The organism is Nocardioides nitrophenolicus (assembly GCF_016907515.1).
Classification (GTDB): Bacteria; Actinomycetota; Actinomycetes; order Propionibacteriales; family Nocardioidaceae; genus Nocardioides; species Nocardioides nitrophenolicus.
The window spans coordinates 4,761,824-4,786,641 of the sequence record NZ_JAFBBY010000001.1 but is presented as its reverse complement, the minus strand read 5'-3'; the positions used below and the strand labels follow the sequence as shown (position 1 = coordinate 4,786,641).

The following is a 24,818-nucleotide window of genomic DNA, read 5'->3' as shown; positions in this document are numbered from 1 at the left end:
TCGGTCAAAACTGAAATGAATTCTTGTTTTGCTGATCCGAAGGTAGCAAGAGGAGACGGACGCCACAAGCCCCCACGCCCCGCCGGTCCCCACCACTGAGCGAGAGCGCGCGCCCCGCAACAGCCGACGGACTGCTTGACTGCCGCCCGAACCCAGCGGAAGGAAGCACCGTGCAGCTCGGCCTCGTCAGCCCGATCGTGACCGCCAACCCCGGGGCGCACGCCCCCTGGGAGGCGAACGCCGGCATCGCCGAGCTCGTCCAGGTCGCGCGAGCCGCCGATCGGCTCGGCTTCCACCACCTCACCTGCAGCGAGCACGTCGCCGTCCCCACCGCGGCCGCCGACCAGCGCGGCGGCACCTACTGGGACCCCCTCGCCACCTTCGGCCACCTCGCCGCCGTCACCGAGCGACTGCGGCTGATGACCCAGGTGCTGGTGATCGGCTACCACCACCCGCTCGCCATCGCCAAGCGCTACGGCACCCTCGACCTGGTCAGCGGCGGCCGGCTGCTGCTCGGCATCGGCGTGGGCTCGCTCGAGGAGGAGTTCGCGTTGCTCGACGCCCCGTTCGCCGGCCGCGGCGAGCGCGCCGACGACGCGCTGCGCGCCCTGCGGGCCAGCCTGGGCCGGCGCGAGCCGGCGTACCACGGCAGCCACTACGACTTCGAGGGCTTCGTCGTCGAGCCGCACGCCGTCCAGGAGCGGGTCCCGCTCCTCATCGGCGGTCGTACGCCGCGCAGCCTGCGCCGCGCCGTCGAGCTCGGCGACGGCTGGGTCCCGTTCGGCCTCGGCCTCGGCGAGCTGCGCACCCTGCTCGCGCGCCACGACCTCCCCGACGGCTTCGAGGTGATCCTCTCCCCCGGCGCGATGGTCGACCCCACCGGCGACCCCAGCGGTACGACGGCCCGCCTGGCCCGGGTGCGCGAGGCCGGCGCCACGCTCGTCACCACCGCCGTCGAGGCCACCTGCGCCGACCACTACTGCGACCAGCTCGAGGCGCTGGCCGCCCTCGCGAAGGAGATCCCATGACCGACGACCGCCTGGCCGCACTCGAGCGCCGACTCCAGCGCCTGGAGGACGAGCGCGAGATCGTGCAGCTGCTGACGACGTACGGCCCGCTGGTCGACTCGGGCTGCGCGGACGAGGTCGCGGCGATCTGGACCGAGGACGGCGTCTATGACAACGACGTCATCGTGATGACCGGCCGCGAGGAGATCCGCGCGATGGTCCGCTCGGCGTCCCACCAGGGCTTCATCGCCGGCGGCTGCGCCCACTTCAACGGACCGGTGTCGGTGCGGGTCGACGGCGACACGGCGATCGCGGTCACCCACTCGCTGATGGTGCTGCACGAGGACGGCGCCTTCCGGGTCAACCGCGCGACCGCCAACCACTGGCAGCTGCGGCGCACCGACGAGGGTTGGCGCGCGACGGTGCGTACCGGTCGGCTGCTCGACGGCGCCGAGCTGGCACACGCCCTGCTGCGCACCGGCGCCCTGGGTCAGCTCCCGCCGGGCTGACCCTCGAACCGGGCCTCGAGCCTGCCGTCCAGCGCCGAGCGAGCCAGGTAGGTCGCACCCGCGACCGCCGCGGGCATGACCAGGATGCCGCCGAGCGGCACCAGGAAGCAGGCCTGGACGCAGACCCCGAAGCCGAGCATCGCGCCTCGGTGCCGGCGCATCAGGGCCGCGCGGGCGGCGCGGTCGAGCCCGCGGGCCTCGAGCGGGCGGGAGACCAGCTCGCCGGCGAGCAGCCGGCCGGAGACGACCAGGCCGAGCACCGCGCCGACCACGGTGCCGATGACGGGCAGCAGCCCGATCAGGAAGACGCCGACCGTGGTGAGGATGCCGAAGCCGACCAGCACCAGCCCGTCGAGCGCGCCGCGGACCCAGCCGACCCCGCGGTCGGGCACGTCGCCGCCGAGCGAGAGCTCGACCTCCTTCCAGATCTTCTCGTAGAAGGGGTCGCCGACCGCGAGGGTGAGCCCGGTGAAGGTGACGATCGCCAGCATCGCCGCGCCGGCCAGCACGAGCAGGTAGAGCGCGCCGCGGAACAGCCCGCGCACGGCGTCGTCCCAGTCGTCGGCGAACGGCGTGGCCCAGCCGACCACGTCGTCGGCGTAGATCACCAGGACGACGAGGAGCGTGGCCACGAAGGCGGCCACGATCACCGCGGGCACGATGCCGAGCAGCATCAGCGCGGGGCGCTCCCGCCAGAGCCGCAGCCCGCGCAGGAGGTACCCGGCCCCGCGCCCGAAGCCCATCAGAACAGCGCGGAGGCCAGCGCCTGACGCCCCTTGAGGACCCGCGGGTCGTCATTGCCGACGGCGCCGAAGAGGCCGACGAGGTGCTCCCTCGCCCGGTCGCGCTCCTTGCCCGACGTACGCCGGACCAGCTCCACCAGCCGGGCGAAGGCGTCCTCGACGTGGCCGCCGAGCATGTCGAGGTCGGCGACCAGCGTCTGTGCGTCGACGTCGTCTGGGTCGGCCGCCGCGGCGGCGCGGGCCGCGTTCAGGTCGACGCCCTGGGTGCGCTGCAGCAGCTTCGCCATCGACAGCCCGGCCGCGGCCTCGTGGTCGGCGGGGTTGGCGTCGACCAGCTTCTGGTACTCCGCGACCGCCGCGTCGATGTCGCCGGCCGCGAGCGCGTCCTGGGCCGGAGCGTAGCGCGGGTCGATCTCCGGCTCCTCGCCCTCGGCGACCTCGCCGCCCGCGGCGCCGAAGGCGTTGGGCTGGTGCCGCCCGGTGATGCCCTGGGCGGTGAGCTGCTGGGCGAGCTGGTTGAACAGCGCCCGGATGTCGTCGATCGGTGCGGCGCCGGGGATCGGCTGCGTCGCCGGCCGGCCGTCGAGGAGGACCAGCATCAGCGGCACTGGCAGTTGAGGGATCTGCATCGCCTGCCCAACGACACTTGCCAGCTGGGGCACGGCGTCGACGTCGATCGACGCCGCCAGGAATCGGCCGTCGTACTCGTCGGCGACGGTGGCGACGTCGAGCGCGAGCTGGGCGCTCTCCGGCGACTGCGACGGCGAGGAGAACACCAGCACGACCGGCGCGGTCATCGACGCCTCGAGCACCGCCTGGAAGTTCGCCTCGTCCACCGCGACGGAGTACGCCGACGTCGAGCCTCCGGCGCCGCCTCCACCCGCGGGCGCGCCGGCGGCACCGCCGGCACCGGCACCGGCCGGCGGGGTGCGCTTCAGCGCGGACAGGTCGATCGCACCGGGACGGGAGAACGGCTGCTGCGTCATGGGCGCAATCCTACGGACGCTCCTCAGTTCGGGACGCGCGGTCCCCGGAGTCCCGCCCGCTGGACCACGCGCTGGATGGCGAGGTCGCGGTCGTCGGGCCGGCCGACGTACCGGATGTCGCGCAGGCCCTGCTCCTGGGCGGCGGACTCGAAGCAGAAGTGGCCGAAGCCGAGCAGCCGGCCGTGCAGCGGCTTCTGCACCGAGATGTCGAGGATTCGGCTCAACGGCATGGTCGCCAGGCTCTGGGAGAGGACGCCGTGCACCCGGAACACCCGCATGTTGGTGATCACGAACCTGTCGCGCAGCACGCCGAGGGCCTGCCATCCGGCGCGGGCGAGGAGCACCACGGCGACGATGATGAGTGCCCACGCGACGTGCACGGACACGAACCAGCTGCCGACGAGCAGCACGAGCGCCAGCCCGGTCTCCAGCGCGGGCCGGACGTAGGCGAACCAGTGGTGGGTCACCTCGTCGACGACGACCTCGCCCTCGTCGCGCAGCAGGTGCTTCCCGATCTTCGGGTCACCCATCCGGGCCACGACACCGGAGACGAACGACAGCACCATGGACTCGGCGCCGTCGGTCAGTCCATCGCGCCGACGAAGTCGATGACCCCGTTGAACGCCTGGGTCGTCAGGTCCCACCCACTGCTGGCCGCGGCCTTGGAGGTGTCGGCGAGTCCGCTCGGGTCGGTGAACATCCAGAACCCGAGGAAGACGATCACCACGAGCGCGACCAGCTTCTTGGTGTCCATGTGCGGGCGTCTCCATCCGTGTGCGGGTGCGCCCCCGAGGGCACAGATCAGCACATTGGTACCAAACGCACCACCCGCCACAGGGGAGGCGCGCCCGGTCAGCCGCAGGTCACGCCGGCCAGCCCGTTGTCGGACGTCGCCGCCGGCATCGACCCACCGCGCAGCCAGGCGTCGAAGAACCCGGACAGGTTCTGGTTCGACACGCTGGCGGCCAGCGCCTCGAACTGCTCGACGGTGGCGTTGCCGTCGTGGTGCTGGGCGACCCAGGTGCGCAGCACGGTGCCGAGCACGTCGGCGCCGATCCGGTTGCCGAGGGCGGCGAGGACCATCGCACCGCGGTCGTAGACCGCCTCGTCGAAGATGTGGTCCGCGCCCGGGTTCGCGATGTCGAGGCGCCAGAAGTCCGAGCTCGGCGTGGTGCACTCCTTGTCGTACATCTTGTCGAGGTACGCCGGCACCGACGGTCCGCCGTGGGCGGCGGCGTAGGCCGCCTCCAGGTAGGTCGCGAAGCCCTCGTTGAGCCAGATGTCGCGCCAGCGCTGGACCGCGACGCTGTCGCCGAACCACTGGTGCGCCAGCTCGTGCACGATCACGCTCGGGTAGATCCAGCTGCCGTACGTCGGCCGGGACTGGTTCTCCAGGGCGAACCCGACGTCGAGGCCGGTGACCAGGCCACCGGTGGTGGCGAACGGGTACGGACCGAGCTGGCCCTGCAGCCAGTCGGTGATCGCGCCGGTGCGGCCCAGGACGTTGCGGACGTAGCGGCGCGTCTTCGGCTCCAGGTCGCGCGAGACCGCGTTGAGGTAGGGGATGCCGGCGGCGGTGGTGCCGCGGTCGACGACATAGCGCCCGGCGGCGAAGAAGGCGAGATAGGTCGCCATCGGGTCGCTCATCCGCCAGTGGGTGGTGGCCAGGCCCCGCTTGACCGTGCGACCCACCCGGACGCCGTTGCCGATGACCTGCTTGCCCTTGGGCACGGTGACCCGGACGTCGAAGGTGGCCTTGTCGCTCGGGTGGTCGTTGGACGGGAACCACCACGGCGCCATGTGCGGCTGGTTCATCGCGACCACCTCGGTGCGGCTGGCCAGCCAGTTGCGCTCCCCGGCGTAGCGGTACGCCGCCGGGCGGCCGTCGTAGCGCACCACGACCCGGAAGGTCGCGCCCGCGGCGATCGGGGTCTTCGGCCTGACCCGCAGCTCGTGCTTGCCGGCCTTGCGGAAGCGGGCCTTGCGCCCGTCCACCGTGACCGCGGTGGCGGGGAGCAGCAGGTCGAGAGAGAAGCTGCTCAGCGCGGCGGTCGCGGTCATCGTGATGGCGGTGCGGCCGCGGAGCCGGCCGCTCGCGAAGTCGTAGCGCACCCGGACGTCGTAGTGCTGGGCGTCGGTGCCGCCGTTGCCGTCGAGCGGCCAGTAGGGGTCGACGCCCCGCGCGGATCCCTTGCCGCCGTCGCGCGTCTCGACCCCGGGGAGGGCGGAGGCGGGCGTCAGGCCCGGCAGGCACAGCAGGAGGGCGAGCAGGAGGCCCAGCAGGGCGGCAGGTCGGCGCACCGGGTCAATGTACGCCGATAAACCGGTTGCCCGCCCGCGCGCGGCTCCGGCAGGGTGGGTGCGTTCGTCCGCGATCTCACGCGGACCTGTCGAGAGGAGCGTGACATGTCGATCGCTGTCGTCGGCCTGCCCTCAGTCCGCACCCTCTCGACCCCGAGGAATCACCTTGTTCCAGGAGCACCCCTCCACCCCTGATGTCTCCGACATCGACCCCCGCTTCGTCTTCGACTTCGAGGCGTACGACGACCTCGACGCCGGCCAGCGCTGGTCCACGTGGCTCGACGTCGAGCCGCTCTCCCGCGGTCCCGAGCCGCGTCCCGACTGGGTCGTCACGTCCCAGGGCGCGATCGACACCGACCTGGGGATCTTGAAGACCGGCAAGGAGGCCGACGTCTTCCTGCTCGACCGCACCGACCCGCACGACCCGGCGCAGAGCGTCGTGATGGCGGCCAAGCGCTACCGCTCCTCCGACCACCGCACCTTCCACCGCTCCGCCGCCTACACCGAGGGCCGCAGCATGAAGCGCTCGCGCGACGAGCGGGCGATCAAGCGCAAGAGCACCTTCGGCCGCGAGGTCGCCGCCGGGGAGTGGGCGATCTCGGAGTGGTCGGCGCTCAACCGCTGCTGGTCGCTCGGCCTGCCGGTCCCCTACCCGGTGCAGGTCGACGGCACCGAGATCCTGATGGAGTGGATCAGGGTCGAGGGGAACGACGGCGCCGAGACCGCACCCCGGCTGGCGCAGACCCGGCCCGACCCGGCCCTCCTGGCGTCGTACTTCGACCAGCTGCGGGCCGCACTGCTCACGCTGGTGGGGGCCGGGCTGGTCCACGGCGACCTGTCGCCGTACAACATCCTGGCGGCCGGCGAGCGGCTGGTGATCATCGACCTGCCCCAGCTGGTCGACCTGGTCGGCAACGTCCAGGGCTTCGACTTCCTGCTGCGCGACTGCACCAATGTGTGCACCTGGTTCCAGCGCCGCGGGCTGGAGGTCGATCCCCAGGACCTGTTCGGCGAGCTGATGGCGCAGGTCATCTAGGAGAGCTCCGGGCCCGAGCCCTGCCACGCCGCCTCGAGGATCCGCTCCAGGTCGGCTCGGGTGGGCGGCACCGGGTTGCGGTATGGCGCCGCGAGGACCTCGTCCGCGACTCGGGCCAGGTCCTCGTGGGCCACGCCCAGCGCCCGCAGCCCGTCGGGCACGCCGACGCGGTCGGCCAGCGAGCGCAGGGCGCCGGGGACGTCGTCGACGCCGAGCGCGCGGCGCAGCGCCGCGTCGGCCTCGGGCACGGCGGGCAGGTTGAAGGCGGCGACGTGGGGCAGCACGATCGCGTGCGTCTCGGCGTGGGGCAGGTCGAGCATGCCGCCGAGCGCGTGGCACAGCTTGTGGTGCAGGCCCATCGTGGTCGCGCCGAGGCAGGCCCCGCACAGCCACGCGCCCTCCAGCGCCAGGCTGCGCGCGGCACCGTCGGAGCCGTCGGCGACCACCAGCGGCAGCGCGGCCGCCAGGTCGCGCACCCCGCGCTCGGCCATCGCGCTGACCACGGGCGTGCCGTCGGGTGCGTAGAGCGCCTCGACGGCGTGCGCGATCGCGTTCAGCCCGCTCGGCCCGGAGACCGCGGGCGGGAGGCCGTAGGTGAGCTCCGGGTCGTAGACCACCGAGCGCGGCAGCACCACCGGGTCGCGACCGGTCGTCTTGCGGCCGTCCTCAGTCAGCCCCCAGACGGTCGTCATCTCCGACCCGGCATAGGTCGTCGGCACGACCACCGACGGCAGCCCGAGGCGCAGCGACAGCGCCTTGGCCAGCCCGATCGTCGAGCCGCCGCCGATGGCGAGGCAGCCGTCGGCGCCGAGCTCCTCGGCCACCTCCCGCGCCGCCGCGACCGTGGCGACCGGGACGTGCATCCGCGCTCCGTCGTAGGTTCCGGCGGCCCGCTCGCCGAGCAGCCCGGTGACCCGGTCGGCCAGCGCGCCTTGGCGGGGCGTCGAGAGCACCAGCACCCGGCGCAGCCCGAGCCGGTCGACCTCGTCGGCGACGCGGTCGAGGGCCCCGGTGCCGAAGACCACGCGCATCGGCAGCGAATCGTGGACGAACACGGCCCCAGTCTGCCGGACGCCTCAGCCGAGGAAGGAGCGCACCAGGTCGTGGTAGCCCGGCGGCTCCAGCAGGAACGAGTCGTGGCCCCAGGGCGAGGGCAGCTCGGTGTGGTCGACGGCGACCCCGCGCGCGGCGAGCCGGTCGCGGATCCGCAGCGAGTGGGCAGTCGGGAAGCGCCAGTCGGAGTCGAAGGAGATCAGCCGGAACCGGGTCGACGGTACGACGTCCGGGTGGGTCGCGAACGGGTCGAAGTAGTCCATCGGCCGAGTCAGGTGCAGATAGGACAGCGCGTCGAACCGCTCCAGGAAGCTCTCCCCCTGGTGCTGCAGGTAGTGCTCCACCTCGAAGTCGGCGGCCAGCCGCTTCTCGGTCCCGGCGGTGTCGCGCGCATGCCCGAACTTCTCGGCGAGTGAGGTCCCGGAGACATAGGTGATGTGGGCCATCATCCGGGCGATCTTCATCCCGTGCCGTGGGCTGACGCCGTGCTCGGCGTACCGACCGCCGCGGAAGTCGGGGTCCTCCAGGATCGCCGCGCGGGCGACCGCCGAGAACGCGATGTTCTCCGTGGTCAGCCGAGAGCTCGCGGCGACGAGGACCGCGCGCTCGATCCGGTCCGGCTCCTGGAGCGCCCATTCCAGGATCTGCATCCCGCCGAGCGAGCCGCCGACCGCGGCATGCAGACGCTCGATGCCGAGGTGGTCGAGCAGGCCACGGTGGGCGGTCACGAAGTCGGCCATGTCGAGCGTCGGGAAGTCCGGTCCGTGGGCCCGGCCGGTGGCCGGGTCGACCGACGAGGGACCGGTCGTGCCGGAGCAGCCGCCGAGCAGGTTGGCGCTCACCACGAACAACCGGTCGGTGTCGAGCGCCTTGCCCGGCCCGATCAGGTTGTCCCACCAGCCCGGCCGCCGCGCGCCGTCGTGCCAGCCGGCGGCGTGGGCGTCGCCGGTGAGGGCGTGGCAGACGAACACCGCGTTGTCGCGCGCGGGCGACAGCTCGCCGTACGTCTCGTAGGCGACCTCGACGTGGTCGAGGCGCGCCCCGGAGGTCAGCACCAGCGGGCCGTGCTGCGTGAGCACGGCCCGCCGGGTGGTGACCGGCCCGACCGACCCGGCGAGCGCCGGGGCGGGGCCGGTGTGGGAGGTGGTCACTTGGCCGCGATCAGCGCCTGCTCGAGGTCGGCGATGATGTCGTCGATGTTCTCGATGCCGACCGAGAGCCGCACCAGGTCCTCCGGTACGCCGGCCGCCTCGAGCTCCTCCGGCGTGAGCTGGGAGTGGGTGGTCGTCGCGTTGTGCACCGCCAGGGACTTGGCGTCGCCGATGTTGACCAGATGGCTGAACAGCTGGAGCGACTCGATGAACCGCTTGCCGCCGTCACGGCCGGACTTCAGGCCGAACGAGACCAGGCCGCCGTATCCCTTGCCGGTGAACAGCCGGTTGGCGATCGCGTGCGACGGGTCGGTCTCGAGGCCGGGGTAGCTGACCCAGGCGACCGCCTCGTGGGCCTGGAGGTACTTCGCGACGGCGAGCGCGTTCTCGCTGTGCCGCTCCAGGCGCAGGTGCAGGGTCTCGAGGCCCTGCAGGAACAGGAACGAGTTGAGGGGCGCGATCGCGGCGCCGGTGTTGCGCAGCAGCACCGTCCGGGCGCGGATGATGTAGGCGAGATTGCCGACCGCCTCGGTCCACACCACGCCGTGGTACGCGCCGTCCGGCGTGGTGAGGCCGGGGAAGCGGTCGGTGTGGGCCGCCCAGTCGAAGTTGCCGGAGTCGACGATGATGCCGCCGATGGAGGTGCCGTGACCGCCGATGTACTTGGTCGCGGAGTGCACCGAGACGTCGGCGCCGTGGTCGAAGACCCGCTCCAGGTAGGGCGTGGTGACCGTGTTGTCGACGACGAGCGGCAGCCCCTCGGCGTGGGCGGCGTCGGCCCAGGCCCGGATGTCGACGACGTTGATCTTCGGGTTGCCGACGGTCTCGGCGAAGACCAGCTTGGTCTTCTCGTCGACGTGCTGGGCGAGGTCCTCGGGGCGGTTCGGGTCGACGAAGCGGACCTCGATCCCGTACTGCGGCAGCGTGTGCGCGAAGAGCGCGTAGGTGCCGCCGTAGAGCGTGGAGATGGCCACGATGTTGTCGCCGGCGTAGGTCAGGTTGAGCACCGCGTAAGTGATCGCCGCCGAGCCCGAGGCGACCGCGAGGGCCCCCACGCCGCCCTCGAGCTGCGCCACGCGCTCCTCGAACGCCGACTGGGTCGGGTTCATGATCCGGGTGTAGATGTTGCCCGGCTCGGCCAGCGCGAACAGGTTGGCGGCGTGCTCGGTGTCGTTGAAGACGTACGACGTCGTCTGGTAGATCGGCACCGCTCGCGCGTTGGTCGCGGGGTCGGGCTGCTCCTGGCCGGCGTGCACGGCGAGGGTCTCGGGGCGGTGGGTCATCGGTGGCTCCTGTCGCTGGCCCCTCGATCGGAAGGGCGATGTCTCACCAGATTAAAGTCAAGTTAATCAATAGACAAACACCGTCCCACAGGGCAGACATCGGCCGGGTAGCGTCCGCCCGGTGAGGAGACCCCGCACCCGCAGCGTCGTCGTCGAGTGCCGCACCGACGCCGACCACGCCCTCGAGGCCGGAGCAGGTGCCGTCGCCGGCAGCCACGTCGCCGGCCTGGACATCGGCCGCACCCGCCTCTACACCGCCGACGAGCTCTACGACGCGCCGCGCTACGCCGACACCCTCGACGGGCGCGCCTACCACTGGGCGCTGGCGACCTCGGGCCCCGCGGAGGCGCTGGCCGAGGTGCTGCACGACCAGGCGATCGACACCGCGCTCGGCGCCTGGGTCGCGCAGGCCGGGCGCGGCCTGGTCGGGGTGATGGGCGGTCACGCCGCCGACCGCGGCACCCCCGCGTACGCCGAGGCGGCCCGCCTCGGTGCCCTGCTCGGCCGCGACCACGTGGTCGCCACCGGCGGCGGGCCGGGCGCGATGGAGGCCGCCAACCTCGGCTGCCGGCTGGCCGCGGCGCCCCCGGACGCCCTCACCGAGGCGCTGCGCCGGCTGGCCGCCGTCCCGTCCTTCCGGCCCTCGGTCGACGACTGGGTGGCGGCGGCCCGCGACGCGCTCAGCCTCACCGCGGACCCCACCCCGTCGCTCGGCGTACCGACCTGGCACTACGGCCACGAGCCGCCGAACCTGTTCGCGACCGCGATCGCGAAGTACTTCCGCAACGCCCTGCGCGAGGCGATCCTGCTGCTGGTCTGCGACGCCGGGATCGTGTTCCTGCCCGGCGCCGGCGGCACGGTCCAGGAGATCTTCCAGGACGCGTGCGAGAACTACTACGCCACCGACGACGCGGTCGCGCCGATGGTGCTCGTCGGCCGGCGCTACTGGACCGAGGAGCTGCCGGCCTGGGCCCTGCTGCAGGCGCTCGCCCGCGGCCGCGCGATGGAGCAACACGTCCATCTCGTCGACACGGTCGAGGAGGCCGCGAGCCTGCTCGTCACGCGGCCCGCGCGCTGACCCGGACGCCGAGCACCGCACGGTAGTGGGCGACCAGCTGCTCGTTGATCGCGTACCACGACCGCTCCTGGACCGCCCGGACCCCGGTCGCCGCCATCCGGCTCCGCACCAGCGGGTCCCGGGCCAGCCGGTCGACCGCGGCCGCCAGGTCCGCACCGTCGCCCGGCCGGTAGAGCAGGCCGGACGCTCCGTGCGCGACCACGTCGACCGGTCCCCCCGCGGCCGGGGCGACCACCGGGACGCCCGCCGCCAGCGCCTCCTGCGCCGACTGGCAGTAGGTCTCGTAGCGGCCGGTGTGGACGAACACGTCCAGCGAGGCGTACGCCCGACTCAGGTCGTCGCCGTGCAGCAGCCCGAGGAAGGTGGCCCGGCCACCCAGCAGGCCGCGCAGCCGCTGCTCCTCCGGGCCCCCGCCCACGACCACGAGCGCGTAGCGCGGGTCGTCGGCGAGGTGGGTGAGCAGGTCCAGCTCCTTCTCGGCGGCCAGCCGGCCGACGTACCCGACCAGGAGGCGGCCGTCCGGCGCGATCCGCCGGCGCAGCTCCTCGTCGCGGTGCCGCGGGTGGAAGGCCACCAGGTCGACACCCCGGCCCCACCGGTACACCTCGGGGACACCCAGGTCCCGGAGCTGCTCGATGCTCGCGGTCGACGGCGCGAGGGTGCGGTCGACCTGCTGGTGGATGCGGCGGGTGAGCCCGGCGGCGGCCCGCACGCCCCCGGGGACGTCGTACCTCTCCGCGAAGCCGACCAGGTCGGTCTGGTAGATCGCGACGGTCGGGATGCCGAGCTCGCCGGCGGCGCGAGCGGCCTGGTAGCCGAGCGTCGCGGGCGAGGCGATGTGGACGACGTCCGGGCGGAACTGCAGCATCCGCTGGCGCAGCCGCCGGCGGGTCTCCAGGCCGAGCCGGAAGTCCGGGTAGAACGGCAGGTTCGCCCCCCGGGCGCGACGGACCCGGAAGCCGGCATAGGTGTCCGGGCCGGTCGGCGCCACCAGCTCGGCGTGGTGCCCCTCGGCCGCGAGGTGCTCGAGCACCCGGCGGACCGAGTTGGTCACCCCGTTGACCTGCGGGAGGAAGGACTCGGCGACCACCAGGACGCGGAGCTTCCTCTCTGCCCTCATGGCCTCGCTCATGGCCTCGCTCATGACACGGACGCTAGGAACCGCGCGTCAACACCAGCCCGGGATTGCGCGAGTGTCGGGCGTCCCGTTCGTGAACGACTGGCGTACGACGACACGTGACCCCGGTCACCCCCGCGTCGTTGCCTGCTTCGTGGAGATCTCTCGCCGAAACCTGATCCGCAACGCCATCGCCGCCGGTGGGCTCGCGGCCGCCGCCACCACGCTCCCGGGCGTGCTCCGCTCCCCCGCCTCCGCCGACCCGGCCCCCGCTCCCGCTCCCGCCACCCTCGGCCGGACCTACGCCACCGGCCCCGCCGGCGCGAACGGCTACCGCAGCGTGATCACCGCCTCGGGCGAGCCGCACGTCGCCCGCACCGCCCTCGGCGTGCTCAGCGACGCCGGCCGCGCCGGGCGCCGACAGGGGCTGCTCTCCTTCGTCCAGCTCAGCGACATCCACATCGTCGACGCCCAGTCGCCGCTGCGCCTGGAGTGGACCGACCGCCTCGACGACCCCAGCCCGCTGCCGTCGACCGGACTGTTCACCTCGTCGTACCGGCCGCAGGAGATGCTCACCGGCCACGTCGCCGACTCGATGGTGAAGGCGATCAACCGGATCGGCGCCGGACCGGTGACCGGCAAGCCGTTCGCCCTCGCCATCCAGACCGGCGACAACTCCGACAACTCCCAGTTCAACGAGGTGCGCTGGAACATCAGCGTCCTCAACGGCGGCCAGGTCCGCGTCGACTCCGGCAACCTCACCCGGTGGGAGGGCGTGGCCGACAGCGCCCCGCTGACCTACGACCCGGCGTACTGGCACCCGGAGGGCAACCCCGCGGGCAAGCCCGTCGACCACCCGCGCGCGGAGTACGGCTTCCCCGTCGTCCCCGGTCTGCTCGACGCCGCCCGCCGCCCGTTCACCGCCGAGGGCCTGACCATCCCGTGGTACTCCGTCTTCGGCAACCACGACGGCCTCGCCCAGGGCAACTTCCCCGCCTCCACGCTGCAGCTCAACCTGATCGCCCTCGGCGCCCTCAAGATCGTCTCGCCGCCGCTCGGCCTCGACCCGGGCCAGCTGCTCCAGGACCTCACCACCGACCCCGCCGCCGTGCTCACCGGCCTGCTCAGCGGCGTCACCAACGCCGGCGTGCGCGCGGTCACCCCCGACCTCAACCGCCGGCTGCTCACCCGCAAGCAGATCGTCGAGCAGCACTTCCTGCTCGGCGGCGCTCCCTTCGGCCACGGCTTCACGAGCACCAACCGCCAGCAGGGCACGGCGTACTACTCCTTCGACCAGGGCCGGTTCCGCTTCGTCGTGCTCGACACGGTCAACCCCAACGGGTACGCCGACGGCTCGCTCGACAAGACCCAGTTCGCCTGGCTGCAGGCCCTGCTCGCGCAGTCGTCGGACAAGGCCGTGCTGGTCTTCAGCCACCACACCTCCGACACCATGGGCAACCCGCTCATCGCCACCGGCGGCTCGCTGGAGACCCGGGTCACCGGCGCCAAGGTCCTCGACGCCCTGCTCGCGACGCCGTCGGTCATCGCCTGGGTCAACGGCCACACCCACCGCAACAAGATCACCCCACGCCCCCGCCCCGCCGGCGGCGGCCTGTGGGAGATCACCACCGCCTCCCACATCGACTGGCCGCAGCAGGCCCGGATCATCGAGGTCGCCGACAACCGCGACGGCACGCTGTCGATCTTCACCACCATGGTCGACCACGCCGGCCCCGCCTCCGCCGGCGCGGGCCTCGCCAACGCCGAGCAGCTCGCCGGCCTGGCTCGCGAGCTCGCCGCCAACGACTGGCACGACCACGGCGCCGGCCTCGGCACCCCCGACGACCGCAACGTCGAGCTGCTGGTGGCCAACCCGCTGGCGTGAGCCCTGGAAGCCGAGGGAGTGCTACTCCGCGGCCGCGAGCTGCCCGCAGGCGGCGTCGATCTCGCTGCCTCGCGTGTCCCGCATGGTCGCCGCGATGCCTTTGGCCTGGAGCCGGCGTATGAACTCGGTCATGTCGTCCTCGCGCGAGCGGGTGAAGCGCGAGCCCCGCACCTCGTTGAGCGGGATCGGGTTGACGTGGACCCAGCTCGTGCCCCGGCCGTCGGCGGCGAGGACGTCGGCGAGCAGGTCGGCCCGCCAGCCCTGGTCGTTGATGTCGCGCATCAGGGCGTACTCGATCGAGACCCGGCGCCCGGTCTTGGAGAAGTACTCGTAGGCCGCGTCGACCGTCTCGGCGACGGAGAAGCGGGTGTTGATCGGGACCAGGTCGTTGCGCAGCTCGTCGTCGGGCGCGTGGAGGGAGAGCGCGAGCGTGACGGGGATGCCCTCGTCGGCGAGCTGCCGGATCCGGGGCACCAGGCCGACGGTCGAGACCGTGACGTGGCGCGCGGAGAGGCCGAGCCCGGAGGGTGCCGGCTCGGTCAGCCGGCGTACGGCGCCCAGGGTCGCCTTGTAGTTGGCGAGCGGCTCGCCCATGCCCATGAAGACGACATTCGAGAGCCGCCCCGGTCCGCCGGCGACGTCGCCGCTGGCCATGGCCCGGGCGCCGACGACCACCTGGTGCACGATCTCGGCGGTCGACATGTTGCGCTGCAGGCCGCCCTGGCCCGTGGCGCAGAACGGGCAGGCCATGCCGCAGCCGGCCTGGCTGGAGATGCAGATCGTGGCCCGGTCCTTGTAGCGCATCAGCACCGACTCGACCAGGGAGCCGTCGAAGAGCTTCCACAGCGTCTTGACGGTCTTGCCCTTGTCGGCGCTCTGCTGCCGGATCGGGTCCATCAGGTCGGGCAGCAGCGCACCGACCAGCTCGGCCCGCTGGGCCGCCGGGAGGTCGGTCATCTCGGCGGGGTCGTGGACCAGCCGCGAGAAGTAGTGGGTGGAGACCTGCTGGGCCCGGAAGCCCGGCAGCCCCATCTCGACCAGGAGGTCCTTGCGCTCGGCCGGCGTCAGGTCGGCGAGGTGCCGGGGAGGCTTCTTGCGTCCCCGCGGCTCCGCGAGGACGAGGGGAAGCGAGCGCGGCGGCGCGTCGGGCTGGTCGGACATCGCGACGATTCTCCCACCCGGGGGCGCCGGGACCCAATCCCGCTGGATCCGGGCTCAGGCGTCCTTGGCGAGCAGGAACCACACCACGGCGATGCCGACCCCCGCCACCACGAGCAGCGTGGAGACCATCCCGAGCAGCATGTAGCGCCCGAACCGGCGGGTGTGCTGGGGCACGAGCAGCCCGATCGGCACCACGAACATCAGCAGGACGAACGGGAACAGCTCCTCGACGCGCTTGTAGCCGGCGAGCCACTTGATCACCGCGGCGTACAGCCCGGGCACGACGATGACCGCGACCATGCCCGTGAAGAAGCCGGCCAGCGGGAAGAAGACGGGGTGCCCGCGGTGGAACCAGTCGGGGCGCCGAGACCTCTCGTCCGGCGCGGCCACCTCGCCGCCCACGCGGCCGTCACCTACGTCACTCATGTCCGGGCGATCGTAGCGGGGAGACACCAAGGACCGGGTATCCGCCACTCATCGAGCACTCCGTGGTCGATCGCGACCACCCGCTCGTCGCGACCTCCCGAGCGCGGGCCGAGCCATCTCACCCGGCATATCTGCTCCGATTCGCCCGGATCACCGACCCGGATGCCGGGTGCGACGGATCAGGTGAAGATGCCGTAGTGCAGCAGCAGCCAGATCGGGGCGATCGTGGCGAGCAGCGAGTCGAGGCGGTCCATCAGGCCGCCGTGGCCGGGGATGACCTGGCTCATGTCCTTGATGCCGAGGTCGCGCTTCATGACCGACTCGCACAGGTCGCCGAGAGTGGCCATGACGACGGCGATCAGGCCCAGCGCGACCCCGATCCACCAGTCGCCGTCGAGCAGGTAGACCACGAGCGCGACGCCGGCGCCGACGGTGGCCAGGGTGGAGCCGGCGAAGCCCTCCCAGGACTTCTTGGGCGAGATGACCGGCGCCATCGGGTGCTTGCCGAAGAGCACGCCCGCGACGTAGCCGCCGATGTCGGAGGCGATGGTCACCAGGATGAAGGTGATGATGCCCTTGACGCCCGGGTCGTCGAGGCCGCCGCCGTCGCGGCCGCCCTCGGCGAGCATCAGCGCGACGAACGAGCCCAGGAAGGGCACGTAGACGAGCGCGAACACCGAGGCGGTGGCGTTCTTGACGTAACCGTCGATGCCGCGGCGCAGCAGCCACAGCATGATCACCAGCGCGCTCACGGCGGTCGCCGTCACCAGGGCCGCGGAGCCCCACAGGTAGGCGACGACGACCATCACCACGCCGCCGATCATCAGCGGCTGCTCGGGCAGGTCGATGTCCTTGGCGAGCAGGCCCTTGCGCAGCTCCCAGACCGCGACCACCACGGCGATCGCGACGATCACCATGAACGCCGGCTTCCAGAACAGCAGCGAGGCCGCGATCGCGCTGAGCAGCACGACCGCGGACCCGACCGCCGCCTTCAGGTCCCGGCCGGCGCGGCCGTGGTCCTTCTGGGGGGCGGCGTCGTTCGAGGAGGGAGACGTCGAGGACATGGAGTGGAGCGTCGCGAGGTCGTCAGACCTCGAGCAGCTCGGCCTCCTTGTTCTTCAGCAGCTCGTCGATCGCGTCGGTGTGCTTCTTGGTCAGGCCGTCGAGACGCTTCTCGGCGCCGGTGACGTCGTCCTTGCCGACCTCGCCGTCCTTCTCGAGCTTCTCCAGGCTCTGCTTGGCCTTCTGACGCACCTGGCGTACGGCGACCTTGCCGCCCTCGGCCTTCTCCTTGGCGAGCTTGATGAACTCCTTGCGGCGCTCCTCGGTCAGCTCGGGGAAGACGCAGCGCAGCTGCTTGCCGTCGCTCGACGGGTTGATGCCGAGGTCCGAGTCGCGGATCGCGCGCTCGACGTTGCCGATCGCGCTCACGTCGAACGGCGCGACGATGATGATGCGCGGCTCGGGGGCCGTGAACGACGCGAGCTGCTGGATCGGCGTGGGGGTGCCGTAGTACTCGACCATGATCTTGCTGAACATGCTCGGGTGCGCACGCCCGGCGCGGATCGCCGCGAACTCCTCACGGGTCGCGTCGACCGACTTGCCCATCTTCTGGTCGGCCTCGTTGAGGGTGTCGTTGATCACCGGTTCTCCTTCGTTGCCTTCTGCTCAGCCTGCGCTGACCCGCGTGCCGATCCTCTCACCCTGCACGACCCGCAGGATGTTGCCCTCGGGCTCCATGCCGAAGACGATCATCGGAAGCTTGTTCTCGCCGCACAGCGCGAACGCCGTCTGGTCCATGATCCGCAGCCCCTGGGCGATCGCGTCGTCGTAGGTCAGCTCGTCGTACTTGGTCGCGGTGGGGTCGACGTTCGGGTCGGCGCTGTAGACGCCGTCGACGCCGCTCTTGGCGACCAGGACCACGTCGCACCGGCTCTCCAGCGCGCGCTGGACGGCGACGGTGTCGGTGGAGAAGTAGGGCAGGCCCATGCCGGCGCCGAAGATCACGACCCGGCCCTTCTCCATGTGGCGGATCGCGCGCCGCGGGATGTAGGGCTCGGCGACCTGGCCCATCGTGATCGCGGTCTGCACGCGGGTCTCGACGCCCTGCTTCTCCAGGAAGTCCTGGAGCGCGAGGCAGTTCATCACGATGCCGAGCATGCCCATGTAGTCGGCCCGGACCCGGTCCATGCCGCGCTGCTGGAGCTCGGCGCCCCGGAAGAAGTTGCCGCCGCCGGTCACCACGGCGATCTGCACGCCGGCGTCCGCGACCGCCTTGACCTCGTGGGCGATCGCCTGGACGACGTCGGGGTCGACCCCGACCTTGCCACCGCCGAACACCTCACCGGAGAGCTTCAGGAGGACGCGCTTGTAACCGGGCACGAAGCGACCTTACCGGGGTTCGCGTGCCACCCCCTCATTGCACCCGCTGCACCCGCTGGCGGTACTTGTCGCTGTTGTCGCCCTCGATGTCGGAGTTGCGCGTCTTCGAGATGTGACCGACCTTCTCCTCGCCGCCCTGGACCGGCTGGGCGGCGATGAGGGTGTCACGCTCGAACTGATGGGACTTGTCGTTGTTGCGGTAGTAGCGGTAGAAGGCCCAGTACGTCGCCGCGCCGCCCGCGGGCCCGGCGGCCAGCAGCCAGACGGCGCCGTCGTCGGAGGCCATCGGGATGAGGGCCGTGATCAGGTCGAGTGTCATGCCATCGCCACCAGGATCGCGCCGGCGATGCCTTCGAGGAAGGTGCCGACAGTGAATGCCGCGAGGAGCAGCTTGGGCTGGGAGACCGGGATGCTGCCCATGGTCTCTCCCGTGCGGGCGTTGACCGCGATGTAGTGGAGCATGCCGTTGCTCTCCTGGCGGTAGGAGTACAGCCACACCGGGAGGTACATCGACACCCAGCGCGAGCCGCCGACGTCGAGCTTCTCCTGCTCCCAGCGCACGCCGCGGTCGAAGCGCCCCAGCGACGCCCGGACCTGCGAGCGGCCGATCGAGAGCAGCTGGTCCTCGAGGTGTGGACGGACCGCCTCGACGTTCAGGTCGCGCTTCTCGCTGGTGAACCCGACGAGGTAGCTGGCGTTCCACTTGACCGCGTTCTTCGTGTCGAACGGCAGGATCGTGTTGATGATGTTGTTGGTGTTCGCCGGCCCGATCTGGGCGCGCTCGGAGGAGCCCTCTACGGTCAGGTCGTCGACCGTGAACGACACCTGCCGGGCCACCTGGTAGACGTCGGCGGCGTAGTAGGTGACGTTGTTGTCGCCCTGCTTCTCCGTCCAGCGCCGGGTCTGCACCTCGCCCTTGCCCCAGTACTGCGACTCCGCGCGCGCGTCGATCACGAGGTAGGGCAGGTAGACGCCGAGGACGTTCTCCGGCACGAACTCCTTCTTGAACCGCTTGTGCGCGAAGAGCCGTCGCTTGGAGGCGAACTCCCGGATCTTCTCGACCGCCTCGTCCTTGGTCAGCCGGAACGGCAGCACCGCGTCGGGTACGGCGCCGTTGGGGATCTGCTGGTTGACGTTGAGGGTGTGCCGGCACCAGTGGCAGCGGGCGTTCAGCGCGTGGGCCGTGTCGACCACGACCTCCGCGCCGCACGCCTCGCACTTGAAGGTGAGCTGGTCGGCCGCATCGGCCGCGATGTCACCCGCACCGCTGGCGATGACCGTGCCCTCGAGCTGGTCGATGCCCTCGCCGAGGCCGAACTCCTCCTCGACGCGGGCCTCCTGCCATTCGTTGCGGCAGAACAGGCACACCAGCATGCCCGTGGACCCGCGCAGCTGGACGTCGGTCGAGCCACACTTCGGGCAGCGGTTGAGGCCGTCCTTGAGCGACTCGTTGACGGTCTCGATGCTCGGGCCGGGCTCCGGCTCGGCCTTGGCCGCGGCGAGCTCCTCCTCCAGCGACAGGGGTGGCCCGTCGAAGGTGGGCTGCTTCGGCTCAGCGGAGTCCTGGGTCATGTCAGAGACCGAGCGCCTTTGCCTTCGCCGCGTCGTAGTCCTCCTGGGTGATCAGCCCGGCGTCGAGCATCTCCTTGGCCCGCTTGAGCACCGCCATCGGGTCCTCGGCGGCGGGAGCCGCCGGGGCCGCGGGCGCTGCCGGGGCGGCGGGCGCCGCCGGAGGCGCGGTCGCAGCCGGGGCCGCGGGGGCGCCGGCCGGCGGGACCGGCTGCTGGAGGCCGCCCAGGCCCATGCCGCCGGTGGCCATGCCCATGCCGATCAGGCCGCCCGGCCCGGCGTTCTCACCGGCCGCCTCGATGCCGGCCGCGACCGACGCCTGCAGGTTGGAGTTGCCGCGCGAGCCGGACAGGGCGTCGGCGCGCTGGACGTTCTTGAGCAGCTCGCGGGTGTTGGCGTCGTACTCGATCGAGATGATCGCGGTCTTGACGATCTCCAGACCCCGGTCGGTGCGCCACTGGTAGTTCTGCTCGACCGCCGCGGACAGCGACTGGGCGAAGCCGATCGAGTCCTGCTGGAGCCGGGAGATGCGGTTCCCCTTGGCCGGGTCGTTGGTGTACATCGAGAACGCCGGCGCGAGCGAGCCGACGACCTCGTTGAACAGCTGCTCACCGGCCGGGTTGTCCATGTCGGTGAAGTCGAACCGACGGCGACCGGTGATGACCTCGGCCGGCACGAAGTTGCGGATGAAGGTCAGCGGGTCGGTGATCTTCAGGGTGTAGGTGCCGCGGGTGATCGCGCCGACCTGGGTGTTGAGGAAGGCGTCGTCCCAGTAGATCTCCGACTGGGTGCCGAACTTGTTGTTGGGCAGCTCCTTGAGCGTCACGAAGATCGCGGACTGCTGGGCCGAGGGCCGCCCGCCGAACTTGAAGCGCTCCCAGCTCTGCTTGATCAGCGAGTCGACGAGGCCGCCGCCGGTGAAGATCGACTGCGAGGCCGGGTCGTCGGAGTTCCAGATGTAGGCACCCGGCTCGGCGGCGAAGCCGGTGAAGGCGCCGTCCTCCATCAGCACCAGGCCGTAGCCCTCCGGCACGATGATCTTGGAGCCGTTGGTGATGACCCCCTCGGAGCCCTGGGTGTTGCTGCCGCGGCCGGCGTTCTGGCCCTTGGCGACCGCCGGGAACACCGCGACCGTCGAGCCGACGCCGTCGGGGACGCCGTAGAAGTCGACCCACTGGTCGGCGAGGGTGCCGCCGATCGCACCGATTGCAGCCTGGATGAGTCCCACGTGACGTCTCCTTCTGACATCGAGGTGCGTCCGCGAGCGCGGACGCGCAGGTCCGACACATGTCCGATGGCCGGGCGGCACAAACCTACCCCCTGCCGGTTGACGGCACAGGGAAAAAACAGACGACCGGTGGCCACCCGAAGGTGGCCACCGGTCGTCGGTGCGTCAGCTAGGCGCCGACCTCGAAGCGGGCGAACCGCTTCACGGTCGTGCCGGCGGCGTCGAGGACGGCCTTGACCGTCTTCTTCGACTCCGAGACCGACTCCTGCTCGAGGAGCACGAGCTCCTTGAAGAAGCCGCCCAGGCGACCCTCGACGATCTTCGCGACGGCAGCCTCGGGCTTGCCCTCCTCGATCGTCTTCTTGGTCAGCACGTCCTTCTCGGCCGCCACGATGTCCGCGGGGACCTCGTCACGGGTGAGGTACTGCGCCTTGAGGGCCGCCACCTGCATGGCGGCGCCGCGGGCGGCGGCCTCGTCGCCCTCGTACTCGACGATGACGCCGACGGCCGGCGGGAGGTCGGCCGCACGCTTGTGCAGGTAGACCGCGACGGGGCCGTCGAAGTACGCCACGTTGCCGAGCTCGATCTTCTCGCCGATGGTGATGGCGAGGCCCTCGACGACCTGGCCGACGGTGCTGTCGCCCAGGGGCAGCGCCTTGGCCGACTCGGTGTCGGTGGCCTTGCCCGCGTCGATCGCCTCGGCGATCTGCTGGGCGGCCTTGATGAACTCCTCGTTCTTCGCGACGAAGTCGGTCTCCGACTTCAGCTCGACGAGCGCGCCACCGGCGTTGGCCACCAGGCCGGCCGAGGTCTCGCGCTCGGCGCCGCGGGCGGCCGCCTTGGCGGCACCCTTCACGCGGAGCAGCTCGACGGCCTTGTCGAAGTCGCCGTCGGTCTCGTCGAGCGCCTTCTTGCAGTCCATCATGCCGGCGCTGGTCAGCTCGCGGAGCTTCTTGACGTCAGCAGCAGTGAATGCCATGGATCCTCGTTCGATTCTCAGGGGTGGACGGGGAGGGGGCTCAGGCCTCGGCCGGAGCGTCGGCCGCGGGGGCCTCCTCGGCAGCAGCCTCGGCGGCGGGCGCCTCGGTGGCCTCGGCGGCGGTCTCCTCGGCGGCCGGGGTCTCCTCGGCGGTGGCCTCGGTGGCCTCGGTGGCCTCGGCGGCCGGCGCGGCGGCGTCACCCTCGAGGAGCTCGCGCTCCCACGCGGCGAGGGGCTCCTCGGCGGCGGGGCTCGACGCGGAGCCGGCGCCCGAGCGGGACATGAGGCCGTCGGCCGCCGCGTCCGCGATGACGCGGGTCAGCAGGCCCACCGCGCGGATGGCGTCGTCGTTGCCCGGGATCGGGAAGTCGACGTCGTCGGGGTCGCAGTTGGAGTCCAGGATCGCGATGATCGGGATGCGCAGCTTGCGCGCCTCCTCGACGGCGAGGTGCTCCTTGTTGGTGTCGACGATCCACACCGCGGAGGGGATCCGGGACATCTCGCGGATGCCGCCCAGCGTCTTCTCGAGCTTGGCGTGCTCCCGCTTCATCTGCAGGAGCTCCTTCTTGGTGCGGTTGGAGCCGGCCACGTCGTCGAAGTCGACGTCGTCGAGCTCCTTGAGGCGGTTGATCCGCTGGTTCATGGTCGCGAAGTTGGTGAGCATGCCGCCCAGCCAGCGCTGGTTGACGTAAGGCATGCCGACGCGGGTCGCCTGCTCGGCGATCGACTCCTGCGCCTGCTTCTTGGTGCCGATGAACATGATCGTCCCGCCCTTGGCCACCGTCTCCTTGACGAAGGCGTAGCTGCGGTCGATGTAGGCCAGCGACTGCTGCAGGTCGATGATGTAGATGCCGTTGCGGTCCGTGAGGATGAATCGCTTCATCTTCGGGTTCCAACGACGGGTCTGGTGTCCGAAGTGGACGCCGCTCTCGAGGAGCTGGCGCATGGTCACGACAGCCATGATGATCTTCTCCTGTTGTTTTCAGTTGGTGCCTGTCGTCTGCGCGTGATCCGACCTCCCGGACCGGGTCCGGGAGGACTGAGGATCGACGCCCACGGGCGATCGGCTCCGCGAGGAGCCGTCGTGGTCTGCGGACGAGCGAATTCCGGTCCAGGGCGGACCGGTGCCTCCAAGCGTACGGCGTCGAGCACTCGTCGTACCAATCCGTGACCTGGACTCTCCACAGCCCCCTCTCCCCACCCCCACTCTCCACAGCCCCACCCTCCCCACCCCCACTTCCGTCCCACCTCCCCCGCACGCTCTCCCCATGACCCGCTCACCCCTCCGCCTCACCGCTCTCCTCGCCCTCCTCGCCCTGGTGCTCGGCCCGCTCCTCACCGGCCCCACCGCCCGAGCCGACCCCGGCGACCCGGTCGGCGTCTGGCCGCTGTGGCCGGTGCCCGACGTGGTCCGCGCCTTCGATCCGCCCAGCTCCCCCTACGCCTCCGGTCACCGCGGCGTCGACCTCGCCGGACACGTCGGTCAGCAGGTCCGCACCGCACTCCCCGGCACCGTCCTCTTCGCGGGCCGGATCGCCGGCCGCGGCGTGGTCGTCGTCGGCCACGGCGCCACCCGCACCACCTACGAGCCGGTCGCCGCCGCCGTCACCGTCGGCGCCCGGCTCCCCGCCGGCGCCCCGATCGGGACGCTCCAGCTGCCCGGCTCCCACTGTCTCCCCCGCGCCTGCCTGCACTGGGGCTGGATCGCCGGCGAGACCTATCTCGACCCGCTCCGCCTGGTCCGCGCCGGTCCGGTGCGGCTGCTCCCGCTCTGGCGCGACCGTCCGGCCGGACACACCGGTCCTCCGCTGGGTGCCGCGACCGCCGCGCGGGCGGCCGGCGCCGCGGACGACGGGGTGGTCGACACGACCCGGTGAGCGCTCCCCCGCCGGGCGCCCGACGACGGCTGCGCGTCAGGCTCGCGGGTGGGCCTGCTGGTAGGCCCGGCGCAGGCGGTCGGTCGTGACGTGGGTGTAGCGCTGGGTGGTCGCGAGGGAGGCATGCCCGAGCAGCTCTTGGACCGAGCGCAGGTCGGCGCCGCCCTCGAGCAGGTGGGTGGCGGCGGTGTGGCGCAGGCCGTGCGGGCCCAGGTCCGGCGCGCCGGGGACGTCGGCGAGCCGGCGATGGACCAGCGTCCGGACCGCGCGCTGGTCGATCCGGCCGCCCCGCGCGCCGAGGAACAGGGCCGGACCGGACCCGGGACGAGCCAGGTCCGGGCGGCCCTGGCTGAGCCAGCGGTCGAGGGCGGCGGCCGCTGGCTGGCCGAACGGCACGGTGCGCTCCTTGCGCCCCTTGCCGAAGACCCGGACGACGTTGCGGTCACGGTCCACGTCGTCGACGTCGAGGCCGCAGAGCTCACCCACGCGCATGCCCGTCGCGTACAGCAGCTCGAGCATCGCCACGTCCCGCAGCCCGACCGGGCTCCCGTCGTCGGCGAGCTCGGTGGCGGCGCTGATCAGTCGCGTGGCCTCATCGACCCGCAGCACGTCCGGCAGGGTGCGGTGCGGGCGCGGAGACCCGAGCGCCGAGCCGACGTCGGTGGGGGTGCGGCCGGTGCGGGCGAGCCAGCCCGTGAACACGCGCGCGGCCGTGGCCCGCCGGGCGAGCGTCGTACGCGAGAGGCCCATGGTCTGCTGCTTGGCCAGCCAGCTGCGCAGGGTGCGCAGGTCGAGCTCGGCCAGATCCACCAGCCCGAGCCGGCCGGCGTGGTCGAGGAGCCCGGCGATGTCACCGAGATAGGCCCGGACGCTGTGCTCGGTCAGGTCGCGCTCCGCGACGAGGTGGCGCTCGTAGTCGCCCAGGACCCGGGCGAACGCCTCCGGGAGGACGTCGTCAAGGTCGGCGCCATCGGCCGGCGGCGCACCGTCCAGCTCGCCCGCGGGTGGGTCGGCGGGTGGGTCGGCGGGCCGCCCGGCCGCCCGGCC

26 protein-coding genes are annotated in these 24,818 nt (G+C 71.9%); 6 read left to right on the top strand and 20 right to left on the bottom strand.

Annotated elements, in window-relative coordinates; genetic code table 11:
* Window positions 1–170: 170 nt before the first annotated feature.
* Both JOD66_RS23055 and JOD66_RS23050 read left to right on the top strand, forming a co-directional pair.
* A complete protein-coding gene (locus JOD66_RS23055) occupies window positions 171–1,028 on the top strand; it encodes an LLM class F420-dependent oxidoreductase (protein WP_204839144.1) in 858 nt (285 codons plus the stop codon).
* The gene (locus JOD66_RS23050; RefSeq protein ID WP_204839143.1) at window positions 1,025–1,516 is read left to right on the top strand and encodes a nuclear transport factor 2 family protein; all 492 of its coding nucleotides are present in this window, start codon (window positions 1,025–1,027) and stop codon (window positions 1,514–1,516) included. Before JOD66_RS23055 ends, JOD66_RS23050 begins: the two co-directional genes overlap by 4 nt.
* Here JOD66_RS23050 and JOD66_RS23045 read toward each other — a convergent pair.
* The 5 genes from JOD66_RS23045 to JOD66_RS23025 all read right to left on the bottom strand — a co-directional run bounded on the left by JOD66_RS23045 (window position 1,498) and on the right by JOD66_RS23025 (window position 5,546).
* Window positions 1,498–2,259 carry an EI24 domain-containing protein gene (locus JOD66_RS23045; protein ID WP_204839142.1) on the bottom strand — a complete coding sequence of 254 codons (762 nt, stop codon included), beginning with the start codon at window positions 2,257–2,259 and terminating at the stop codon, window positions 1,498–1,500. The genes JOD66_RS23050 and JOD66_RS23045 overlap by 19 nt on opposite strands.
* Window positions 2,259–3,245 (bottom strand): co-chaperone YbbN, encoded by a 987-nt coding sequence (locus JOD66_RS23040; protein ID WP_204839141.1) that lies wholly within the window; start codon window positions 3,243–3,245, stop codon window positions 2,259–2,261. Before JOD66_RS23040 ends, JOD66_RS23045 begins: the two co-directional genes overlap by 1 nt.
* Before the next feature lie 23 nt (window positions 3,246–3,268).
* A complete protein-coding gene (locus JOD66_RS23035) occupies window positions 3,269–3,811 on the bottom strand; it encodes a PH domain-containing protein (RefSeq protein WP_204839140.1) in 543 nt (180 codons plus the stop codon).
* Window positions 3,812–3,828: 17 nt separating this feature from the next.
* Window positions 3,829–3,999 (bottom strand): hypothetical protein, encoded by a 171-nt coding sequence (locus JOD66_RS23030; protein WP_204839139.1) that lies wholly within the window; start codon window positions 3,997–3,999, stop codon window positions 3,829–3,831.
* 98 nt (window positions 4,000–4,097) lie between these two features.
* On the bottom strand, window positions 4,098–5,546 hold the full coding sequence (locus JOD66_RS23025; protein WP_204839138.1) for a M1 family metallopeptidase: 1,449 nt from the start codon (window positions 5,544–5,546) through the stop codon (window positions 4,098–4,100).
* A 166-nt stretch (window positions 5,547–5,712) separates the two neighbouring features.
* On the opposite strand from JOD66_RS23025, the gene JOD66_RS23020 reads away from it, so the two are divergent.
* A complete protein-coding gene (locus JOD66_RS23020; protein WP_239545398.1) occupies window positions 5,713–6,582 on the top strand; it encodes a serine protein kinase RIO in 870 nt (289 codons plus the stop codon).
* Here JOD66_RS23020 and JOD66_RS23015 read toward each other — a convergent pair.
* Genes JOD66_RS23015 through JOD66_RS23005 form a run of 3 tightly spaced genes read right to left on the bottom strand, consistent with a single transcriptional unit; the run spans window position 6,579 to window position 10,069 of the window.
* Window positions 6,579–7,637, bottom strand: a complete 1,059-nt coding sequence (locus JOD66_RS23015) for a maleylacetate reductase (RefSeq protein ID WP_204839136.1) — start codon at window positions 7,635–7,637, stop codon at window positions 6,579–6,581. The genes JOD66_RS23020 and JOD66_RS23015 overlap by 4 nt on opposite strands.
* 21 nt (window positions 7,638–7,658) lie before the next feature.
* On the bottom strand, window positions 7,659–8,786 hold the full coding sequence (gene metX, locus JOD66_RS23010) for a homoserine O-acetyltransferase MetX (RefSeq protein WP_204839135.1): 1,128 nt from the start codon (window positions 8,784–8,786) through the stop codon (window positions 7,659–7,661).
* Entirely contained in the window at window positions 8,783–10,069 is a 1,287-nt protein-coding gene (locus tag JOD66_RS23005) for an O-acetylhomoserine aminocarboxypropyltransferase/cysteine synthase family protein (protein ID WP_204839134.1), read from the bottom strand. The genes metX and JOD66_RS23005 overlap by 4 nt, the downstream gene beginning before the upstream one ends.
* Before the next feature lie 121 nt (window positions 10,070–10,190).
* Here JOD66_RS23005 and JOD66_RS23000 point away from each other — a divergent pair, with 121 nt between their 5' ends.
* Window positions 10,191–11,147 carry an LOG family protein gene (locus JOD66_RS23000; protein WP_204839133.1) on the top strand — a complete coding sequence of 319 codons (957 nt, stop codon included), beginning with the start codon at window positions 10,191–10,193 and terminating at the stop codon, window positions 11,145–11,147.
* Here JOD66_RS23000 and JOD66_RS22995 read toward each other — a convergent pair.
* The gene (locus JOD66_RS22995) at window positions 11,128–12,291 is read right to left on the bottom strand and encodes a glycosyltransferase family 4 protein (protein ID WP_204839132.1); all 1,164 of its coding nucleotides are present in this window, start codon (window positions 12,289–12,291) and stop codon (window positions 11,128–11,130) included. The genes JOD66_RS23000 and JOD66_RS22995 overlap by 20 nt on opposite strands.
* Window positions 12,292–12,418: 127 nt before the next feature.
* On the opposite strand from JOD66_RS22995, the gene JOD66_RS22990 reads away from it, so the two are divergent.
* Window positions 12,419–14,149 (top strand): TIGR03767 family metallophosphoesterase, encoded by a 1,731-nt coding sequence (locus tag JOD66_RS22990; RefSeq protein ID WP_204839131.1) that lies wholly within the window; start codon window positions 12,419–12,421, stop codon window positions 14,147–14,149.
* A 21-nt stretch (window positions 14,150–14,170) separates the two neighbouring features.
* Here JOD66_RS22990 and rlmN read toward each other — a convergent pair whose 3' ends face one another.
* From rlmN to rpsB, 10 genes are all read right to left on the bottom strand, one after another.
* Window positions 14,171–15,310 carry a dual-specificity RNA methyltransferase RlmN gene (rlmN, locus tag JOD66_RS22985; RefSeq protein ID WP_204839130.1) on the bottom strand — a complete coding sequence of 380 codons (1,140 nt, stop codon included), beginning with the start codon at window positions 15,308–15,310 and terminating at the stop codon, window positions 14,171–14,173.
* Between the two features lie 54 nt (window positions 15,311–15,364).
* Complete coding sequence (locus JOD66_RS22980) at window positions 15,365–15,736, bottom strand: hypothetical protein (protein ID WP_204839129.1); 372 nt, start codon at window positions 15,734–15,736, stop codon at window positions 15,365–15,367.
* 179 nt (window positions 15,737–15,915) lie between these two features.
* Complete coding sequence (locus tag JOD66_RS22975; protein ID WP_204839128.1) at window positions 15,916–16,800, bottom strand: phosphatidate cytidylyltransferase; 885 nt, start codon at window positions 16,798–16,800, stop codon at window positions 15,916–15,918.
* A 22-nt stretch (window positions 16,801–16,822) separates the two neighbouring features.
* Window positions 16,823–17,377, bottom strand: a complete 555-nt coding sequence (gene frr, locus JOD66_RS22970; protein WP_205126518.1) for a ribosome recycling factor — start codon at window positions 17,375–17,377, stop codon at window positions 16,823–16,825.
* A gap of 27 nt (window positions 17,378–17,404) precedes the next feature.
* On the bottom strand, window positions 17,405–18,118 hold the full coding sequence (gene pyrH / locus JOD66_RS22965; protein WP_204839127.1) for a UMP kinase: 714 nt from the start codon (window positions 18,116–18,118) through the stop codon (window positions 17,405–17,407).
* Between the two features lie 34 nt (window positions 18,119–18,152).
* Entirely contained in the window at window positions 18,153–18,437 is a 285-nt protein-coding gene (locus tag JOD66_RS22960) for a hypothetical protein (protein WP_204839126.1), read from the bottom strand.
* A complete protein-coding gene (locus JOD66_RS22955) occupies window positions 18,434–19,690 on the bottom strand; it encodes a TFIIB-type zinc ribbon-containing protein (protein WP_204839125.1) in 1,257 nt (418 codons plus the stop codon). Before JOD66_RS22955 ends, JOD66_RS22960 begins: the two co-directional genes overlap by 4 nt.
* A 1-nt stretch (window position 19,691) precedes the next feature.
* Window positions 19,692–20,915 (bottom strand): SHOCT domain-containing protein, encoded by a 1,224-nt coding sequence (locus JOD66_RS29650; RefSeq protein ID WP_204839124.1) that lies wholly within the window; start codon window positions 20,913–20,915, stop codon window positions 19,692–19,694.
* A gap of 169 nt (window positions 20,916–21,084) precedes the next feature.
* On the bottom strand, window positions 21,085–21,894 hold the full coding sequence (gene tsf, locus JOD66_RS22945) for a translation elongation factor Ts (RefSeq protein WP_204839123.1): 810 nt from the start codon (window positions 21,892–21,894) through the stop codon (window positions 21,085–21,087).
* 40 nt (window positions 21,895–21,934) lie between these two features.
* The gene (gene rpsB, locus JOD66_RS22940; RefSeq protein ID WP_204839122.1) at window positions 21,935–22,855 is read right to left on the bottom strand and encodes a 30S ribosomal protein S2; all 921 of its coding nucleotides are present in this window, start codon (window positions 22,853–22,855) and stop codon (window positions 21,935–21,937) included.
* Window positions 22,856–23,162: 307 nt separating this feature from the next.
* Here rpsB and JOD66_RS22935 point away from each other — a divergent pair, with 307 nt between their 5' ends.
* Complete coding sequence (locus tag JOD66_RS22935; RefSeq protein ID WP_204839121.1) at window positions 23,163–23,771, top strand: peptidoglycan DD-metalloendopeptidase family protein; 609 nt, start codon at window positions 23,163–23,165, stop codon at window positions 23,769–23,771.
* A gap of 36 nt (window positions 23,772–23,807) precedes the next feature.
* On the opposite strand, the gene JOD66_RS22930 is transcribed toward JOD66_RS22935, so the two are convergent.
* Window positions 23,808–24,764, bottom strand: a complete 957-nt coding sequence (locus tag JOD66_RS22930; protein ID WP_205126517.1) for a tyrosine recombinase XerC — start codon at window positions 24,762–24,764, stop codon at window positions 23,808–23,810.
* Between the last annotated feature and the right edge of the window lie 54 nt (window positions 24,765–24,818).

Coding starts and splice junctions, on each gene's coding strand:
- JOD66_RS23050 (WP_204839143.1), top strand. CDS start 1,025: ATGACCGACGACCGCCTGGCCGCACTCGAGCGCCGACTCCAGCGCCTG.
- JOD66_RS23045 (WP_204839142.1), bottom strand. CDS start 2,259: ATGGGCTTCGGGCGCGGGGCCGGGTACCTCCTGCGCGGGCTGCGGCTC.
- JOD66_RS23040 (WP_204839141.1), bottom strand. CDS start 3,245: ATGACGCAGCAGCCGTTCTCCCGTCCCGGTGCGATCGACCTGTCCGCG.
- JOD66_RS23035 (WP_204839140.1), bottom strand. CDS start 3,811: ATGGTGCTGTCGTTCGTCTCCGGTGTCGTGGCCCGGATGGGTGACCCG.
- JOD66_RS23030 (WP_204839139.1), bottom strand. CDS start 3,999: ATGGACACCAAGAAGCTGGTCGCGCTCGTGGTGATCGTCTTCCTCGGG.
- JOD66_RS23005 (WP_204839134.1), bottom strand. CDS start 10,069: ATGACCCACCGCCCCGAGACCCTCGCCGTGCACGCCGGCCAGGAGCAG.
- JOD66_RS22995 (WP_204839132.1), bottom strand. CDS start 12,291: ATGAGCGAGGCCATGAGCGAGGCCATGAGGGCAGAGAGGAAGCTCCGC.
- rlmN (WP_204839130.1), bottom strand. CDS start 15,310: ATGTCCGACCAGCCCGACGCGCCGCCGCGCTCGCTTCCCCTCGTCCTC.
- JOD66_RS22980 (WP_204839129.1), bottom strand. CDS start 15,736: ATGAGTGACGTAGGTGACGGCCGCGTGGGCGGCGAGGTGGCCGCGCCG.
- JOD66_RS22975 (WP_204839128.1), bottom strand. CDS start 16,800: ATGTCCTCGACGTCTCCCTCCTCGAACGACGCCGCCCCCCAGAAGGAC.
- JOD66_RS22960 (WP_204839126.1), bottom strand. CDS start 18,437: ATGACACTCGACCTGATCACGGCCCTCATCCCGATGGCCTCCGACGAC.
- JOD66_RS22955 (WP_204839125.1), bottom strand. CDS start 19,690: ATGACCCAGGACTCCGCTGAGCCGAAGCAGCCCACCTTCGACGGGCCA.
- tsf (WP_204839123.1), bottom strand. CDS start 21,894: ATGGCATTCACTGCTGCTGACGTCAAGAAGCTCCGCGAGCTGACCAGC.
- rpsB (WP_204839122.1), bottom strand. CDS start 22,855: ATGGCTGTCGTGACCATGCGCCAGCTCCTCGAGAGCGGCGTCCACTTC.
- JOD66_RS22935 (WP_204839121.1), top strand. CDS start 23,163: ATGACCCGCTCACCCCTCCGCCTCACCGCTCTCCTCGCCCTCCTCGCC.